This is a genomic window from Geodermatophilus sp. URMC 65 (assembly GCF_053502545.1).
Map to the genome: position 1 here is coordinate 3,076,397 of NZ_CP199954.1, position 14,743 is coordinate 3,091,139.

The 14,743-nt window shown below is 73.9% G+C and carries 14 protein-coding genes, 4 tRNA genes and 1 pseudogene; 10 read left to right on the forward strand and 9 right to left on the reverse strand.

Going from position 1 to position 14,743, the window contains the following annotated elements; genetic code table 11:
- Positions 1-118: 118 nt before the first annotated feature.
- From ACWIX7_RS14920 to ACWIX7_RS14935, 4 genes are all read left to right on the forward strand, one after another.
- Positions 119-805 carry a phosphodiesterase gene (locus ACWIX7_RS14920; protein WP_448617233.1) on the forward strand — a complete coding sequence of 229 codons (687 nt, stop codon included), beginning with the start codon at positions 119-121 and terminating at the stop codon, positions 803-805.
- Positions 802-1,278, forward strand: coding sequence for a helix-turn-helix domain-containing protein (locus ACWIX7_RS14925; RefSeq protein WP_448617234.1), 477 nt, complete (start codon positions 802-804; stop codon positions 1,276-1,278). The genes ACWIX7_RS14920 and ACWIX7_RS14925 overlap by 4 nt, the downstream gene beginning before the upstream one ends.
- A gap of 10 nt (positions 1,279-1,288) precedes the next feature.
- On the forward strand, positions 1,289-1,717 hold the full coding sequence (locus ACWIX7_RS14930; RefSeq protein ID WP_448617235.1) for a VOC family protein: 429 nt from the start codon (positions 1,289-1,291) through the stop codon (positions 1,715-1,717).
- Between the two features lie 136 nt (positions 1,718-1,853).
- Complete coding sequence (locus tag ACWIX7_RS14935; protein WP_448617236.1) at positions 1,854-2,852, forward strand: glycosyltransferase; 999 nt, start codon at positions 1,854-1,856, stop codon at positions 2,850-2,852.
- A 6-nt stretch (positions 2,853-2,858) separates the two neighbouring features.
- Here the strand turns inward: ACWIX7_RS14935 and ACWIX7_RS14940 are convergent, their stop codons facing one another.
- The 4 genes from ACWIX7_RS14940 to ACWIX7_RS14955 all read right to left on the reverse strand — a co-directional run bounded on the left by ACWIX7_RS14940 (position 2,859) and on the right by ACWIX7_RS14955 (position 3,647).
- Entirely contained in the window at positions 2,859-3,341 is a 483-nt protein-coding gene (locus ACWIX7_RS14940) for an N-acetyltransferase family protein (protein ID WP_448617237.1), read from the reverse strand.
- 47 nt (positions 3,342-3,388) lie between these two features.
- Positions 3,389-3,462, reverse strand: a tRNA-Phe gene (locus ACWIX7_RS14945).
- 23 nt (positions 3,463-3,485) lie between these two features.
- Positions 3,486-3,559 (reverse strand) — tRNA-Asp (locus ACWIX7_RS14950).
- A 15-nt stretch (positions 3,560-3,574) separates the two neighbouring features.
- Positions 3,575-3,647, reverse strand: a tRNA-Glu gene (locus tag ACWIX7_RS14955).
- Between the two features lie 278 nt (positions 3,648-3,925).
- Here ACWIX7_RS14955 and ACWIX7_RS14960 point away from each other — a divergent pair.
- Positions 3,926-4,552 (forward strand): AMIN-like domain-containing (lipo)protein, encoded by a 627-nt coding sequence (locus ACWIX7_RS14960; RefSeq protein WP_448617238.1) that lies wholly within the window; start codon positions 3,926-3,928, stop codon positions 4,550-4,552.
- Between the two features lie 110 nt (positions 4,553-4,662).
- Here the strand turns inward: ACWIX7_RS14960 and ACWIX7_RS14965 are convergent, their stop codons facing one another.
- The 3 genes from ACWIX7_RS14965 to ACWIX7_RS14975 form a co-directional block, all read right to left on the reverse strand.
- Positions 4,663-4,998: a hypothetical protein gene (locus ACWIX7_RS14965; RefSeq protein ID WP_448617239.1), complete on the reverse strand. Its 336-nt coding sequence runs from the start codon at positions 4,996-4,998 to the stop codon at positions 4,663-4,665.
- Positions 4,999-5,021: 23 nt separating this feature from the next.
- On the reverse strand, positions 5,022-6,551 hold the full coding sequence (locus ACWIX7_RS14970; RefSeq protein WP_448617240.1) for a metallophosphoesterase family protein: 1,530 nt from the start codon (positions 6,549-6,551) through the stop codon (positions 5,022-5,024).
- A 123-nt stretch (positions 6,552-6,674) separates the two neighbouring features.
- Entirely contained in the window at positions 6,675-7,154 is a 480-nt protein-coding gene (locus tag ACWIX7_RS14975; RefSeq protein ID WP_448617241.1) for a GtrA family protein, read from the reverse strand.
- Between the two features lie 210 nt (positions 7,155-7,364).
- Here ACWIX7_RS14975 and ACWIX7_RS14980 point away from each other — a divergent pair, with 210 nt between their 5' ends.
- The 5 genes from ACWIX7_RS14980 to ACWIX7_RS15000 all read left to right on the forward strand — a co-directional run bounded on the left by ACWIX7_RS14980 (position 7,365) and on the right by ACWIX7_RS15000 (position 12,681).
- Positions 7,365-8,246: a Rieske 2Fe-2S domain-containing protein gene (locus tag ACWIX7_RS14980; RefSeq protein ID WP_448617242.1), complete on the forward strand. Its 882-nt coding sequence runs from the start codon at positions 7,365-7,367 to the stop codon at positions 8,244-8,246.
- Between the two features lie 37 nt (positions 8,247-8,283).
- Entirely contained in the window at positions 8,284-9,126 is an 843-nt protein-coding gene (locus tag ACWIX7_RS14985) for a hypothetical protein (RefSeq protein WP_448617243.1), read from the forward strand.
- Between the two features lie 543 nt (positions 9,127-9,669).
- Positions 9,670-10,464, forward strand: a complete 795-nt coding sequence (locus tag ACWIX7_RS14990) for an ANTAR domain-containing protein (RefSeq protein WP_448617244.1) — start codon at positions 9,670-9,672, stop codon at positions 10,462-10,464.
- A gap of 751 nt (positions 10,465-11,215) precedes the next feature.
- The gene (locus ACWIX7_RS14995; protein WP_448617245.1) at positions 11,216-12,424 is read left to right on the forward strand and encodes a serine hydrolase domain-containing protein; all 1,209 of its coding nucleotides are present in this window, start codon (positions 11,216-11,218) and stop codon (positions 12,422-12,424) included.
- A 184-nt stretch (positions 12,425-12,608) separates the two neighbouring features.
- Positions 12,609-12,681, forward strand: a tRNA-Lys gene (locus tag ACWIX7_RS15000).
- A 227-nt stretch (positions 12,682-12,908) separates the two neighbouring features.
- On the opposite strand, the pseudogene ACWIX7_RS15005 reads toward ACWIX7_RS15000, so the two are convergent.
- Together ACWIX7_RS15005 and ACWIX7_RS15010 are read right to left on the reverse strand one after the other, a co-directional pair.
- Positions 12,909-13,976: pseudogene (locus ACWIX7_RS15005) on the reverse strand (tyrosine-type recombinase/integrase); the annotation flags it as partial.
- 70 nt (positions 13,977-14,046) lie between these two features.
- Positions 14,047-14,592, reverse strand: coding sequence for a hypothetical protein (locus tag ACWIX7_RS15010; RefSeq protein ID WP_448617246.1), 546 nt, complete (start codon positions 14,590-14,592; stop codon positions 14,047-14,049).
- Between the last annotated feature and the right edge of the window lie 151 nt (positions 14,593-14,743).

The following is a 14,743-nucleotide window of genomic DNA, read 5'->3' on the forward strand; positions in this document are numbered from 1 at the left end:
ACCCGTCACACCCGCCCCGGGCGGATCGCTCCGGTTGGACGCGGGCTCGGCATCCCGGGTATGGGGCCTCCTCCCCCGCTGGGTAAGGGGGGTCCCACCCGACGACAGGAGGACGCCCGTGACCGACCTGCCCCGGACCGCCGGCCGCGCCGTCGCCGTCCCGCTGGGAGCGCTCGCCCGCTGGCGCCGCGGCAAGCCGATGCACCCGCGCGGCACGGTGCTCGACGCCGTGCTGGAGCGCACCGGCGGGCCGGCCGGGTGGCGCGTGCCCTGGCTGGCCGGCAGCGGGGACGAGGCGGCGCTGGTCCGGCTCTCCCGCGGTGCGGGGCTGCCCACGCCGCTGCCGGACCTGCTGGGCCTCGCCGTCCGGCTCCCGGGTCCGGACGGCCCCGTGGACCTGCTCCTCTCCACGACCGGACGGGGCCGGCTCACCCGCTGGGTGCCCGTGCCCCGGCGGGACGCCGCGGCGGTCTACTGCTCGATCATGGGCTACCGGACCGCGGCGGGGCCGGTGTTCCTGGCGGCGCTGCCCGAGCCCGGGGCCGCGCCGGTGACCGCGGAGCCCGGGCCGGTCGCCGCAGCAGCCCGCAGCGGCCGGCTCGCCTTCACGCTGGCCGCGGCGCGCGGGGCGGGGGACTGGCAGCCGTTCGCCTGGTTGCGGCTGCTCGCCCCGGTGCCCGAGGTCGACCCCGACCTCCGCTTCGACGCCGTCCGCCACCCGCCGCCGGGCCTGGTCCCGGACGGGCCGATGGCCCGGTTCCGCGCACCCGCCTACGCGGCCGCGCAGGCGGGTCGGAAGGCGTGACGGCGACGGCGGCCCGCGGGCGCTCGCCCGACCTGACGGTGCACCTGCGCCGGGCGCGCGACCACGTCGACCGGCACTTCGCCGACGACCTGGACCTCGACCGGCTGGCGCGGGTGGCCGGGGTCTCGAAGTACCACTTCGTCCGCTCCTTCGAGGCTGCCTTCGGGGAGACGCCGATCCGCTACCTCACCCGGCGGCGGATCGAGCGGGCCCAGGACCTGCTCCGCTCGGCCAACCTGACCGTGACCGAGGTCTGCACGGCGGTGGGCTACGCGAGTCTCGGCTCCTTCTCCACCCGCTTCCGGGCGCTGACCGGGGAGTCGCCGGTCGCCTACCGGGACCGCTGGGCCGCCCGCGGTGCGCCGCACGTGCCCGGCTGCTTCCTGTTCGTGCGCGGCGTGGTCGACCTCGGCGGGACGACCGGTCCGGGCCGAGCAATCGGGGAGAAGCCCGGCGCCGGTCGCCGGCCGTAGGGTCGGCGCCATGATCACCAACATCTCCCTGGTCACCGTCTACTGCCTCGACCAGGACCGGGCCAAGGAGTTCTACGTCGACGTCCTCGGCTTCGAGGCGCGCACCGACATCACCATGGGCGAGGGGTTCCGCTGGGTCACCATCGCGCACCCCAGCCAGCCCGAGCTCGAGGTCACCCTGATGACCCCTGGCCCGCCGCTGGACGAGGACGCCGCCGCCTTCGTCCGCGGCCAGCTGGAGAAGGGCTCCATGGGCGGGCTGGGCCTGGCGGTCGACGACTGCCGGAGGACGTACGAGGAGCTGTCGGCCAAGGGCGTGACCTTCCTGCAGGAGCCGGCGGACCGTCCCTACGGCGTCGAGGCCGTGATGCGCGACGTGTCCGGCAACTGGCTGGTGCTCGTCGAGCGCCGGGAGTTCACCCCGGCCGACTTCGCCTGACCCCCGTTCGGGTACTGCCGGTCACCACTCGGTTGGACGGAGTACCGGCGGGTAGTACGACCGATACCCGTCCGTCTCGGTCCACAGTCGGCGCTCCTGCCCGTGCAGTGCGCGGCGGTAGGAGGAGAAGCACCGCGTGAACGACGCCGACCCCTCGGCAGCTGCCGGGACCCGGCTGGTGACCATCCCGTACGCCGACCCCTACGTCGACGCCGTCCTGCCGGAGGGGGTCGTCCGGGTGGGCCCGGAGCAGGGCCCCAGCCCGTGGCTGGATCCGGCCTACCTCGCGGCCCACGCCGACGGCGTCGACGTGGTGCACCTGCACTCGGGTTACGGTCACCTGCCCGAGGACGAGGTGGTCAGCTGGGTGGAGACGGTCCGGCGCACCGGCGTCCCGCTGGTGCTGACCGTGCACGAGCTGCGGGACCCCGAGCAGCCGACCCGGCGTCGTCACGACGCCCACCTGCAGGCGCTGCTGGCGACGGCCGAGGTGGTGCTCACGCTGACCCCCGGGGCGGCCGACGAGATCGGCGCGCGGTTCGGCCGGACGGCGATCGTCGTGGCGCACCCCTCGATCGCCGAGCCGGTGCCCGGGCTGGGCGCCGAGCGGGGTCTGGTCGGCCTGGCGCTCACGGGGCGTTGCCCGGCCCTGCCCGACCCGGCGATGCTGGTCCAGGCCGCGCTGTCCGGCGCCGTCAACGGCGGTGGGCGGCTGCGTGTGTTCCTCGACGACGGCGTGGAGCCGCCACCGGTCTTCGCCGCCGGGGACAGCCTGGAGTTCCTGCCGCGGAAGGTCGACTCGTGGGCCGCGCAGCTGCAGGAGCTGCACGCCGTCGTCCTGCCCCAGTCCTGCGGCACCCACTCGCGCGAGCTGGAGGTCTGCCGCGACGTCGGCACGCGGGTGGTGGCGCCCAGCTGCGGGTGGTTCGCCGACCAGTGGTCCGACGTCGTCCCCTACGACAACGACGAGGAGCGCGGCCTGGACCCGGTGTCCCTGGACGCCGCCGTCGCCGCGGCGCTCACCCGGCCGGCGCCGCGGCCGGCCGACCGGGGGTGGCGGGCCGAGCAGCGGGCCGCCGTCCGGGCCGTGCACGCGCAGGTGTACGCCCAGGTCGTCGCCGACCGCACCCGCTGAGGCCGGTCAGAGCTGCAGCTCGAACCCGACGTGCGAGGCGGTGAACCCGAGCCGCTCGTAGAAGCGGTGCGCCTCCGGGCGGCGGGTGTCGGTGGTGAGCTGGACCAGCCCGCAGCCGCGCCGGCGGGCCTCCTCGACGGCCCAGGTGAGCAGCGCCGCGCCGACGCCCTGCCCGCGCAGGTCGGCCCGCACCCGCACCGCCTCGACCTGCAGCCGCGTCGTCCCGCCCCGGGACAGGCCGGGGATCTCGGTGAGCTGGGCGGTGCCGACGACCTCCGGGCCCTGCGTGAGGGCGAGCAGCAGCTGGGCGGGGTCGGCGTCGACGGCGGCGAAGGCCCGCCGGTAGGGCGCGAGGTCGGGGGACTCGCGGTCGCGGCCGAGCGGGTCGTCGGTCAGCAGGGCCACGAGGGCGGGGACGTCCTCCGCGGTCGCGCGGCGCAGGCCGACGGTCGTGCCGCCCGTGGGGAGCGTGGCGGGGAGCGGGGTCACCGCGGCAGTCTGCCCGGCCGGAGCGGCGGGGCAGCAGGAGGATGGTGTGGGCAGGGGCGGGGTCGAACCGCCGACCTCTCGCTTTTCAGGCGAGCGCTCGTACCGACTGAGCTACCTGCCCCTCCCGGTGTCTCCACCGGAGAGCGACCCTGACGGGACTCGAACCCGCGACCTCCGCCGTGACAGGGCGGCGCGCTAACCAACTGCGCTACAGGGCCTTGCTGGTACTGCCGTGCCCCCAACGGGGTTCGAACCCGTGCTACCGCCTTGAAAGGGCGGCGTCCTGGACCGCTAGACGATGGGGGCTCGTGTTCGCCGGGGGCAGCGAGAACTCTACATGCTCGGCGGAGCGCCCCGACGCGGGGGGCCCGTGTCCCTCGCCACGCCCTCCCGGGCGGTCCGCCGGTGGGGCCCCCACCGGCGGTGATCATGGGCCTGTTGCCGCCCCGGTCGGCGTGTCGCCGCGTGTCGCCTGCGACAGCTCCATGATCAACAGGAGCGGAGGGGTGGTCCGGGTCGGGGCGCGGTGCGACACGGGCGGCGTGCTCGCGGGTGCAGCGCCTGCCGGCTGTCACGCTCAGCGGGTGATCCGCCGCGCCCCCGTCTGCCCGTCCCTGCTGCTCGCCGCCGCCCTGCTGGCCGCCTGCGGCAGCGGCGACCCCGCCACGTCGCCGTCCGCCAGCACGGGGGAGGCGTCCTCCCCGAGCAGCGCATCCCCCGTGCCGACCACCGCCGAGGCGGCGGAGACGAGCGCCGACGCGCCCTCGTTCGAGGGGGACACCCAGCCCGCCACGCGGGAGGCGTCGGCCGACGCCCAGGTCACCGTGAAGGAGATCCGCACCGGCCGGCAGGACGGCTACGACCGGGTCGTCCTCGAGCTGGGCGGCACCGGCACGCCGGGCTGGGACGTCCGCTACGTCGACCAGGCCCACTCGCAGGGCACGGGTGACCCGGTCGAGGTCGCGGGCGAGGCCGTCCTGCAGGTGACGATCACCGGCGCGGGCTACCCGTTCGACACCGGCGTCGAGGAGTGGGCCGGCCCGGACCCGCTGCCGGGCAACGGCACGCAGACGGTCACCGAGGTCGCCTGGGACGCGACCTTCGAGGGCACCTCGGTGGCGGTCGTCGGGACGACGGGCGAGGCGCCGTTCCGGGTGTACGCGCTCGAGGACCCCACCCGGGTGGTCGTCGAGGTCGCCGACCTCGGCTAGCACAAGGACCACCCCTCCCCCGCGCCTCGCAGGCTCGGTGCGGGCCCCTGAAGGGTGGCCGTTCCACTCCGTCGCCAGGCTCGCGGCGGGCCCCGCAGCAGGGTCCTTCGTCAGCCCAGCGACGCGGTCAGCTCCACCGAGTCGGCCTCGACGGTGGTGCAGGTCAGCGACAGCGGGCCGGCGTTCACGGTCTCGCCCTGGGCGCAGGACACGCTGGCGTTGCCCACGCTGAGGGTGGCCCGGCCGTCCTGGACGCCGCCGAAGGACAGCGTCGTCCCGAGGATCTCGACCTGGGCGTCACTGCCGGTCAGCGTCACCGAGCACTCGCTGGTGCTGCAGGAGAGGGTGTCCGAGCCGAACGAGCAAGCGGTCAGCGGCAGCAGCGTGAGGCCACCGGCGAGGGCTCCGGCAGCCAGCCGGGCGGTACGCGACGTCGTCGAGGACATGGCCCGAGGGTAGGTCGGCCGGGTCATCCCGTCGGGGAGGCCGGCGCCGGGGCGGGTGTCGGCGTCGGGGCGGCCGGAGCCGGCGGGTTCCCGTCGAGGCCGGTCCCGCCGGCGCCGTCCCCGACGGCAGGGGGCACCGCGGGGACGACCTCCCGCTCGATGGTCACCTCGGTCTGTCCCAGCCCGCCGAGGGTGATCTCGTCGTAGGCGCTCAGCGCGCCGGTCTGCGGGTCGAGGTAGAGCACCGTGCAGGTCAGCGGCTCGGGGAACTCCCCTTGCAGGGCGCGCAGCCCCGCTCCGCCGGTCGAGCCCTCGACCATGAGCAGGGTGCCTCCGTCGAGCCGGGTGACCTCCCGCTCGTGGGTGTGTCCCGCCAGCACCAGCGGGACGACGCCGTCCAGCGGCGGGGCCTGCCCCGGGTCGTGCACCATCGCGATCGCCGGCGGCTCCGGCAGCGTCCCGACGAGGTCCGCGAGGCCCTCGCCGCTCGCCTCCAGCGTCTCGGCGCCGTCGTCCGTCCCCGGGTCGGGCGTGAAGCGGGGGTCCGGCGTCCCGACGACCTCGATCCCGGCGACCGTGACCGCCGAGTCGTCCAGCACGGCCGCGTTCGGCTGCGCGGCGACCAGCCCGGCGGTGAGCGTGGAGTCGTGGTTGCCGCGGATGAAGACGTAGGGGACGCCGAGCGTGCCGACCCGGCTGATCAGGCCGTTCTCCGGCTGGCTGCCCCAGTCGGTGATGTCCCCGGTGTCGAGGACGCCGTCCACGTCGAACTGGGTGGCCACCTGCTGCACGAGGTCGAAGCCGGCGGGGTTGAGGTGGAGGTCGGAGACGTGCAGCAGCGCCACGCTGTCGTCGGCGCCGCCCGGCGGGGGCAGCGTGGACAGCGTCGAGTACAGCGTGCTGACGTTGGAGACCAGGTCCTCGAGCGAGGCGCGGTAGGCATCGAACCTGGCCACGATGTCCTGCGCGCTGCCGATCAGGCTGTTGGCGTTGACCAGCAGCCCGGTGTACGTCGGCTGGGAGAGCGCCGCGGGGCGCCAGGTGGCCGCGGCGACGACGCCGATCGTGGCGACGAGCGCGGTCGACAGGCCCAGCGCGATCAGCGGTTCCCGGCGGCGGCGCAGCACCAGCAGGGACGTCGCCGTCGCCCCGCCGACGGCGGCCAGCGCGGTCAGCCACGCCACCCGCTCGACGGCGTCCCGCAGGTCGGCGCTCACCTGGTCGACGACGCCGTCCAGCCGCGTGGGGTCGGTGGCCAGCTGCGTCGCCCGGATCTCGTCGACCCGGCTGAGCTCGATCTCCAGCCGCAGCGGCCCGTCGTACGCGTCGACCTGCAGCGCGCCGAGCGGGGGGATGTCGAGGGCGGCGCCCCCGCCGAACGGGCGGAACGCCACCGTGGCGTCGAACGGGCCGATCGGGGCGGACACCCGGCCGAGCAGCAGGATGCCGAGCCACGCACCGGCCAGGACGACGGCCAGCCGTACCGTCCACCGGCCCACCCCGCGGGCGACCGCGCGCAGGCCCGCGCGCCTGGCGGTGGTCGGCTCGGTCACCCCCGTCAACCTAGCCGCGGCCGGGGTCGGCGCCGCCCCGGTGGGCCGGCGACGCCGCTGTTCCGCGACCGTCACGCGACGAGCGTGGACCGGGCGCCGCTCACAGGCGGCGCGGAGACACCGTCAGGCGGTCCTGGTCGCCCGCGGCCGGAACAGCCAGCGCAGGGCGATGAAGCGCATCAGTCCAACCAGGCCGGTCACCGCGACGACGAGCGTGACCTGGGTGACGACGCTGGCGTCGGGGACCAGCGAGTTCAGGACGCCGAGCGAGGTGCTGGTGAGCAGCAGGCCGATGGCCGAGACGCCGCCGGCCTCGAGCTGGGCGGTGAGCCAGTGCACCCGCTCGCCGGCGTGGAAGGTCAGCCGCCGGTGCATCTCGTTGGCCAGCAGCGTCGAGACCGCGGTGGCCGCCACGTGCGCCGGCAGGTAGCCCAATCGCTCCAGCGCGGCGAACAGCAGCGCGTACACCAGCGTGGTGGAGGCGCCGACCAGGACGAACCGGGCGAACTGGCCCAGCGTGTCCTCGGCGCGCAGCCGGGCCACGGCGCTGTCCACGGCGTCGCCGACCGCCGGGCGGCGGGTCAACAACGACGGGCAGGTCACGACGTCTCCTCTGCTGGCACCACTACGTTCTGTACATTCCCCCTGGGGATCGGCTGTACGCCAGTCGTTATTCCACTGAGAGCCGACGGTTCCGCTGTGGAGTCGATCACCACCCGCAGTGATCGCGGCGTGGCGGTGACCGTCGGGCAGCCGCCCATCACGGCGGGCCAGCGCGGCATCGTCCGCGGTCGACGGGGGTAGGACGCCGCCATGAGCCTCATGGGGATCCTCGACCGGGTCGCAGACAGAGCGACCTTCGACAAGGCGATCGGCCCGGCCCAGCGCGCCGTGCAGGCCGTGCTCAAGCCGCAGGCCCTCAAGGACCTGCTGCACGGCACGTGGCTGGGGCACCCGCTGCACCCGGTCCTGGTGCAGGTCCCGGTCGGCAGCTGGACGTCGGCCGGCCTGCTCGACGCGATCCCCCCGCTGCGTCCGGCCGCCACCGTCCTCATCGGCACCGGCGTCGCCGTCGCCGTCCCCGCGGCGATGTCCGGCGCGGCCGACTGGTCGGAGCAGGGCATCGGCGTCCGGCGGCTGGGCCTGCTGCACGCCGCGGGCAACACCGTCGCGCTCGGCCTCTACGTCGGCTCGCTGGTCGCGCGTGCCAGGGGCCGGGGCGGGCTGGGCCGGGTGCTGTCCTACGCGGGCCTGGGCATCGCGTCCGCGTCGGCGGCGATCGGCGGGCACATGTCCTACGCCCAGTCCTCGGGCGCCTCGCACGCCGCGACGGCGGCCCGCGCGCTGAGCTCGGACTGGATCGACCTCGGCCCGCTCGACGACCTGCCCGAGGGCCGGCCGGCGCTGCGCACGGGCAAGGGCGGCAGCGTCGACGTCCCGCTGGCCGTCGTCCGCCGGGGGACACGGGTCGACGCCTTCGTCGGGGCGTGCTCGCACCTGTCGGGCCCGCTGTACGAGGGGTCGGTGGAGCAGGTGCGCGGCACCGACTGCCTGGTGTGCCCGTGGCACGGCTCCGCGTTCGACCTCGCGGACGGCCAGCCGCGGCGCGGTCCGGCGGCCAACCCGCAGGACAAGCTCGAGATCCGCATGCAGGCCGGCCGGGTCATGGCCCGACTGCCCGGCCGCGACCGGTAGGGGTCCCGGGCGGCGCCGTCGTCCCTACCCTGCACGCGTGCGGCGGGCGGCGGCTCTGGTCCTCGTGCTGCTGTGCGCCGGCTGCGGCGGGACGGACGGCGTCGTCGGGGCGACCTCTCCGGCGTCGACGTCCGCCGCGCCGGCCCTGCCGCCCGTGCCCGGCATCGAGGCCGAGGTGGTGCGCCAGCGCACCGACGTGCCCGTCCCCGGTCAGGTGCACGTGCGCGTCACCGACACCGGCGACCAGCCGTTCACGGTGACCGCAGTGGCGATCGACGCGCCGGGTTTCGCGCCGCTGCCGCCGACCGCGCTGAGCGCCGCCTTCGAGCCCGGCCGGACGATCGCCCTGCGCACCGCCTACGGCGCGCCGGACTGCGCCGCTCCGGCCGGCCCGCCGGCCGTGCGGCTGACCGTGACGTGGCCCGACGGCACGGTGGAGGAGCTGCGGGCGCCGCTGGCCGGGGACGACCTGGACGTCGTCCACCGCGAAGAGTGCGTGATCGCCGGGGTGCTGGCCGTCGCCGACATCGGCCTGACCGGGCTGACCCCGGCGGGCGACGCGGTCACCGGCACCGTCGTCCTGACCCGGGCCGGGGACGACGACCGCGCCGTCACGGTGTTGGACGCCCGGCGCAGCGTCGTCCTCGATGTCGCCGTCGAGGGGCTGCCGCTGGAGCTGGGGGCAGGGGAGGAGCGGGCGAACGCACAGATGGCGTTCACCCCGGCGTCCTGCGAGCCGCACGTGCTGGCCGAGACCAAGCAGCCGTTCTTCTTCCCGCTGTCGGTCGCGGTGGGGGACGCCGAGCCGGTGCCGGTGCCGCTGCCCGTGGACGCCGCGCAGCAGGAGCTGTTCTGGGACCTGCTCGACCGGGTCTGCTGAGCCGAGAGATGGAGCCCGGCCCGGCCACCACGGGGGGAACGCGGCGGCCGGGCCGGAGCCTGTGGCCCGGGATCGCTCGCCGGGCAGCAGTGACGCTAGGTGACTTGAACGCCTCGAGCGATCACCCGACCAGGTGACACGTCCGTGGGCTGCGCCACGCACCGTCACATCGGGGTTCACCGGCGCCTCGCGGGGGCACCCGGCCTCCGTGTTCTTCCTCTTCTCCAGCCGGCTCGGCTGCCTGGGCTCGCTGGCCGTCTCGGCGTTGCTGACCCTTTTGCTCCTGCTGTTCCTCGACGTCATCTGACCGCGCGGTCCGCCGGGATGGTGGCGCGTCGGTCGCGTCAGATGGCCCCGGATCCATGGGGCGTGGGGAGGGGGTGTCCTCACCGGCTCCCGCGCGTAGCGTTGGTGACGGCGCTGGGATGGACCTGCGTCGATCCGTGCGTCCAACAGCGGCGTAGTGCGCGAACGCGGGACCCGGACCGGGATCCCGCCGCCGGGGTTCCCATCCCCCCGGCGCAGACCGACCGGAGGCCACCCGTGGCCAGCGACCAGGACCCCCAGCCTGCGAACGCCGTCGAGGCGTTGGAGCAGCTGGGCCGGTTGTCCCTGCGAGAGCTGTCGATGGAGAGCCTGCTCCAGACGGTGGCCGACCTGAGCAGGACGGTGATGCCCGGGAACCCCGAGGCGTCGGTGACCCTGCTGGTCGGGGGCAGGCCCACCACGGCCGTGTGGACCGATCAGCTGGCTGTCGACCTCGACGAGCGGCAGTTCGAACGCGACCACGGACCCTGCCTGCACGCCGCCCGCACCGGAGAGATCACCGAGGTGGTCGACGCCCGTACCGACACCCGGTGGCGGGACTACCTGGCACACGCGGTCGAGCGCGGCGCCCTCAGTTCCCTGTCGATCCCACTGGCGGTCGACGAGGAGGAACAGGTCACCGGGGCGTTGAACATCTACGCCCGGCAGGCCGGCGCGTTCGACGAGGACAGCCGAGCGGTCGCCACCCGGTTCGGGCCGTACGCCGCCGTGTCCGCGGGCAACCTGTACGCGTACCAGAGCGCGCGCGACCTGGCCGACAACCTCCAGCGCGCGCTGGAGTCCCGCGCGGTCATCGACCAGGCCAAAGGTGTGCTCATCGAGCGCTACAAGCTGACGCCCGACCAGGCCTTCCAGTTGCTGGTCCGGTCGTCGATGCAGCTCAACCGGAAGGTGCGAGACGTCGCCGAGCACCTCGTGCTCACCGGCGAGCTGCTCGGTGCGTCGCCGGGCAGCGACGGCGGTCGCCGCGGGCGCGGTCGCAGGAGCCCGGGAGCGCCCGGGCGACCCTGATCAGCCGCCGGCGTTCCCCGGGGGGCACCGGCGGTCAGGCCCCGCCGTTCCAAGCCAGGGGGCGGCGGGGCCGCCCCACGCGTGGCGGTCGGCTGGGCACGGGCCGGGCATGGACCAGCGGTACGGCGTCCGTGGCTGACCGGTCGGCGTGCTGCTCGGCCCGGACGCCGGGTCACCGCGGTGCCCGAGTCGGATGCCGCGCTCGCCGCGGAGGTGCCGGCTGCCGGCGGTAGCCTCGCAGCGGGCCGTGGAACCGCCCGGTGTCCTGCGCACCAGCGGTCTCCCCACCCGCCGGGCCTCTGGTGGATGCAGAGAACCCTGTTGAGCTGCGCTTCGGCTGATGCAGCGGACAGTCTGACGTGCGTTTCCAGGACGCTCCTCCTCCTTCGGGGGAATGCCGCAGCTCCTCGTGTGGAACGGGGTTGTGCGGCATCTGTGGACGTCCGCGACCCCTCGTGGGAGAGCAGTTCCCTGTCTCTCCCGCTCAGCCGTCGCTCCAGTCGCCGGCGCCCGCCTCGATGCCGGCTCCGGTGATCCTCCGACCACCCTGGCGCACACCGGGTGACGACCCTTCGCTCGTCGGCGGCTCCGGTTGTCGAAACCGCCAGCACCGCGGCGTCGGCTGAGAGGCTCCGCCGGCCTGCCCACTCCGAGGTCGGCCACCTGGCCGAGTGGCCTCGCGCCCGAACGGATGCGTCTCATGACCATGCAAGGCAGCAGGGGCCGGATCCGAACTGCTCGGCGAGGCCTCGTGGCGGCAGCGGTCCTGGCCGTGCTCCCGCTCGCGGTGACTGCGGTGCCGGCCGGCGCGACGACCTCCGCTGACACTCCGCAGGAGGAGACGGCTTCGGCGATCGCGGACATCGTGCAGAGCGCGATGGCCGAGGATCACCTCCGGGCGGTGATCGTCGAGGTCACTCAGGGCGGGGAGGTGGTGACGAGGCAGGCATTCGGTACGTCGATGGACGGCGTGCCGGCGACCACCGACATGCACTTCCGTAATGGCGCCGTCGCCTTTGCCTACCTGGGCACCCTCCTCATGCAGTTCGTCGACGAGCACGAGGTCGGGCTCGACGACACCATCGACCGCTGGATGCCGGACCTGCCCGAGGCCGACAAGGTCACGCTGAAGATGCTGGCGAACCAGACCTCGGGCTATCCCGATTACGAGACCGATCCGGCCTGGGAGGCCGCCTGGAGCGCGGACCCGTTCCACATCTGGACCTTCGAGGAGCGGCTCGCCTACGCGTTCACCCGCCCGGTCGCGTTCCCCCCGGGGACGAACTGGAGCTACGCGCACACCAACTTCATGATCCTCGGTGAGATCCTCGCCGAGATCGGCGGCAAGCCGTTGGACCAGCTGCTGCGCGAGAAGGTGCTCGGCCCGATGGGCCTGACCGACACCGTGGCGTCGGTGACCTCCGGCGTCCCCGACCCGGTCCTCCACACTTTCAGCTCGGAGCGCCGGGGAGCGCTCGGCATCCCGCCGACGACTGCCTTCTACGAGGAGTCGACGTTCTGGAACACGCAGTGGGGCACGCCGATCGGTGCGAACCAGACGACGACCATCGGCGACATGGCGACGACCGCGGTGCAGGTCGGCACCGGCGCCCTCCTGTCGGAGTCCAGCTACCACGCCATGACCGACCCGAACCTGCTGGGCTTCGGGCACACGGACCCCAGCTGTTTGCCCTCGTGCTTCACGCAGGTGGACGGGTACAACTACGGCCTGGGCGTCGTCCGTTCCGGGTCGTGGATCCTGCAGAACCCGCTACTGGCCGGCATCAGCGGGACGGCGGCGTACCTGCCCTCCCAGGAGGTCGCCGTCGCGGTGGCCGTGACGTACCTGCCTGGTGCTTTCGACGCCGAGGGCAACTACGCCAACGCTGCCGACCGCCTGTTCCGATTGATCGGAGCCGTCGTGGCACCGGATGACGCACCGCCGATGCCGCCCGGTTGAGACGCTGCGTCGACTCGCCGGTTGGCGGAAACCCGCACGATCGACGAGGTCACCCCGCGCGCGGGGCGGCTTCCGCCGCGGACCAGCGTGAGGAACGGACGGTAACCTCGCTGCAGGCCGCAGCGGCCCCCAGATGTCTTCGGCGTTGTCTCGTGGGTTGTCTGGAGGGTTCTCTGCACCCACCGGGCCTCTAGCTCAACTGGCAGAGCAGCGGACTTTTAATCCGCGGGTTGTGGGTTCGATCCCCACGGGGCCCACCGGGTTTGACCTGCGCTTTCGCCGACGCGAGCGGCGTCTCGGCGGTCCCCGGATGCTCGGCCGTCGCGCTTGTGGTCGCAGTGTGGTCTCCGACCGCCGCGGCGGCCTCGTCGAAGGCCTGGTCCAGCAGGGCACCGATCGCGTCGGACGCGGTCCGCGCCGTCTCCTCCGAGAGGTGCCCGTAGGTGTCGACGGTGATGCCGATCGAGGAGTGGCGGAGCATCTTCGACACGATCGCCATCGGCACGCCGGCGGCGAGCATGAGCGAGGCTGCGCCGTGGCGGAGGTCGTGCAGCCGCACCCGGCGCAGCCCGGCCTCCTGCGAGAGCGTGACGAAACGGCGGGTCACGTACTCCGGCCGCAGCGGGCTGCCGTTCTCCCGGGTGAACACGAGGTTGTGGTCTTCGTAGGCGTCGCCCCATGCCTGCCGGTCGATGTCCTGGCCGAGGCGCACCTGGAGCAGTGCCTGGACCGCACGCTCGGTCAGCGGGACCGTCGCCTCCGACGAGCGGGTCTTCGGCGTGGAGAACTCCAGCCGACCGCCGACGTCGACGACGGTCTGCCGGATCCGAGCGGTCCGGTTGGGAAGGTCCAGGTCCGACCAGCGGAGCCCGAGCGCCTCGCCGCGGCGCAGGCCGCAGGCCGCGATCACCTCGAAGAACGGGCCGAGCCGATCGGTCTCGACGTGGCGGAGGAAGGTCGCGAGCTCCGCCGCTGACCACGGCTGCACTTCCGGGGGGGCGCCGTTGGGCGGGGCGACGTTGCTGGCGACATTGAAGGGCAGGCGTCGCGTCTTCACCCCGTAGCTGAGTGCCGACCTGAGCGTCGCGTGGATGCGCCGGACGGTCACCGGGCCGCGGCCGGCGGCGGCGTCGGCCACGAGCTGCTCGACGTGCTCAGCGCGCAGCCGCTCGATCGGCAGGTGGCCGATCGCCGGGACTATGACGTTCTCCACGTGTGCCCGGTAGGAGCGCAGGGTGGTCGGCTTCGCCTCGCCGGTTTTCACCTGCAGCCAGCGCGCCAGGAAGCTGGCCACGGTCTCCCGGTCGTCGACCCGCACGCCCTGCGCGGCCCGGCTGGTGACGTCCGCGAGCGCCCGGTTGGCCGCGGCCTTGGTGGAGAAGCCGCCGCGGCGCATCGTCCGGCGCTTGCCAACCTCGCTGGGCATGTCGACGGCGTAGTACCAGGTGCCGTGCTTGCCGTCCGTGGCCAGCCGCGGGCAGGACTGGCCCAGCTGCTTACCCGTCTCGTCCCGGCAGGAGCAGCGGCGGTACACGCGTCCTCGACGGTTCATGCCCAGTCACTCCCTCTGGCTGGTCGTTCAGCCTCGTACCGGCGTCCACAGCGTTGGAGTGACGACGAGTTCATGACTGTTCGTCCGGTTGGGGGTCGGACGTCCTGGCCGGTGGGATGAAGCCGCGTGCTCGCGCCCGGAGGACTGCCTTACGAGCCTGGTCGATGGTCACCGGGCTCGGCAGTGCGCCGTTGCCCTCCAGTGCTTCCTGGACGGCCTGAACGGGTCGGCGCCCCCCCATGCGGTAGGCGGCAGCCACCACCCGCTCGAGCGCTTCGTCGCTGAGCTGCGGAGGACGACCGCGACGCCCGGGGCTGGCGGACGTCGGCGGGGCGTCGTCTGGTTCGCCGATCAGCTCGCGCGCGCGGGAGTTCGCCCCCTCGACAAGCTCTCGGTATTGCTCAAGGGCGTCGTCGAGGACGTCCCGCAGGTGCAGCCCGCGCAGGATCGGGGTGCTGACCTCCTCCCAGGTGGAGTTCCCGAGGTCGAACGGGATAGCGAGCATGCTGTCGCCCAGGTTCAACGAGCGGATGTCGAGCCCCACGCAGGTCAACTTGTCGTTGACGTGGGCCAGGTGCACCCCGATGTACAAGTGCGCCCCGCGGACCTGCCTCACGACGGGGAAGAGACCTCGGTACGTGCTGGGTGCTGACACGGCTCCTTTATAGCACGATCAAGCCATATCTATGCCATATACGTCGCGGGAAGTGTCTTGACGATGCGTGATCACATGTCGCTACGAGCGCTCGGTCATGACGACGTGTGAC

What these genes read in the sequence shown, in the direction of transcription:
- ACWIX7_RS14930 (WP_448617235.1), top strand. Translation starts at nt 1,289, where the DNA reads ATGATCACCAACATCTCCCTGGTCACCGTCTACTGCCTCGACCAGGAC.
- ACWIX7_RS14965 (WP_448617239.1), bottom strand. Translation starts at nt 4,998, where the DNA reads ATGTCCTCGACGACGTCGCGTACCGCCCGGCTGGCTGCCGGAGCCCTC.
- ACWIX7_RS14980 (WP_448617242.1), top strand. Translation starts at nt 7,365, where the DNA reads ATGAGCCTCATGGGGATCCTCGACCGGGTCGCAGACAGAGCGACCTTC.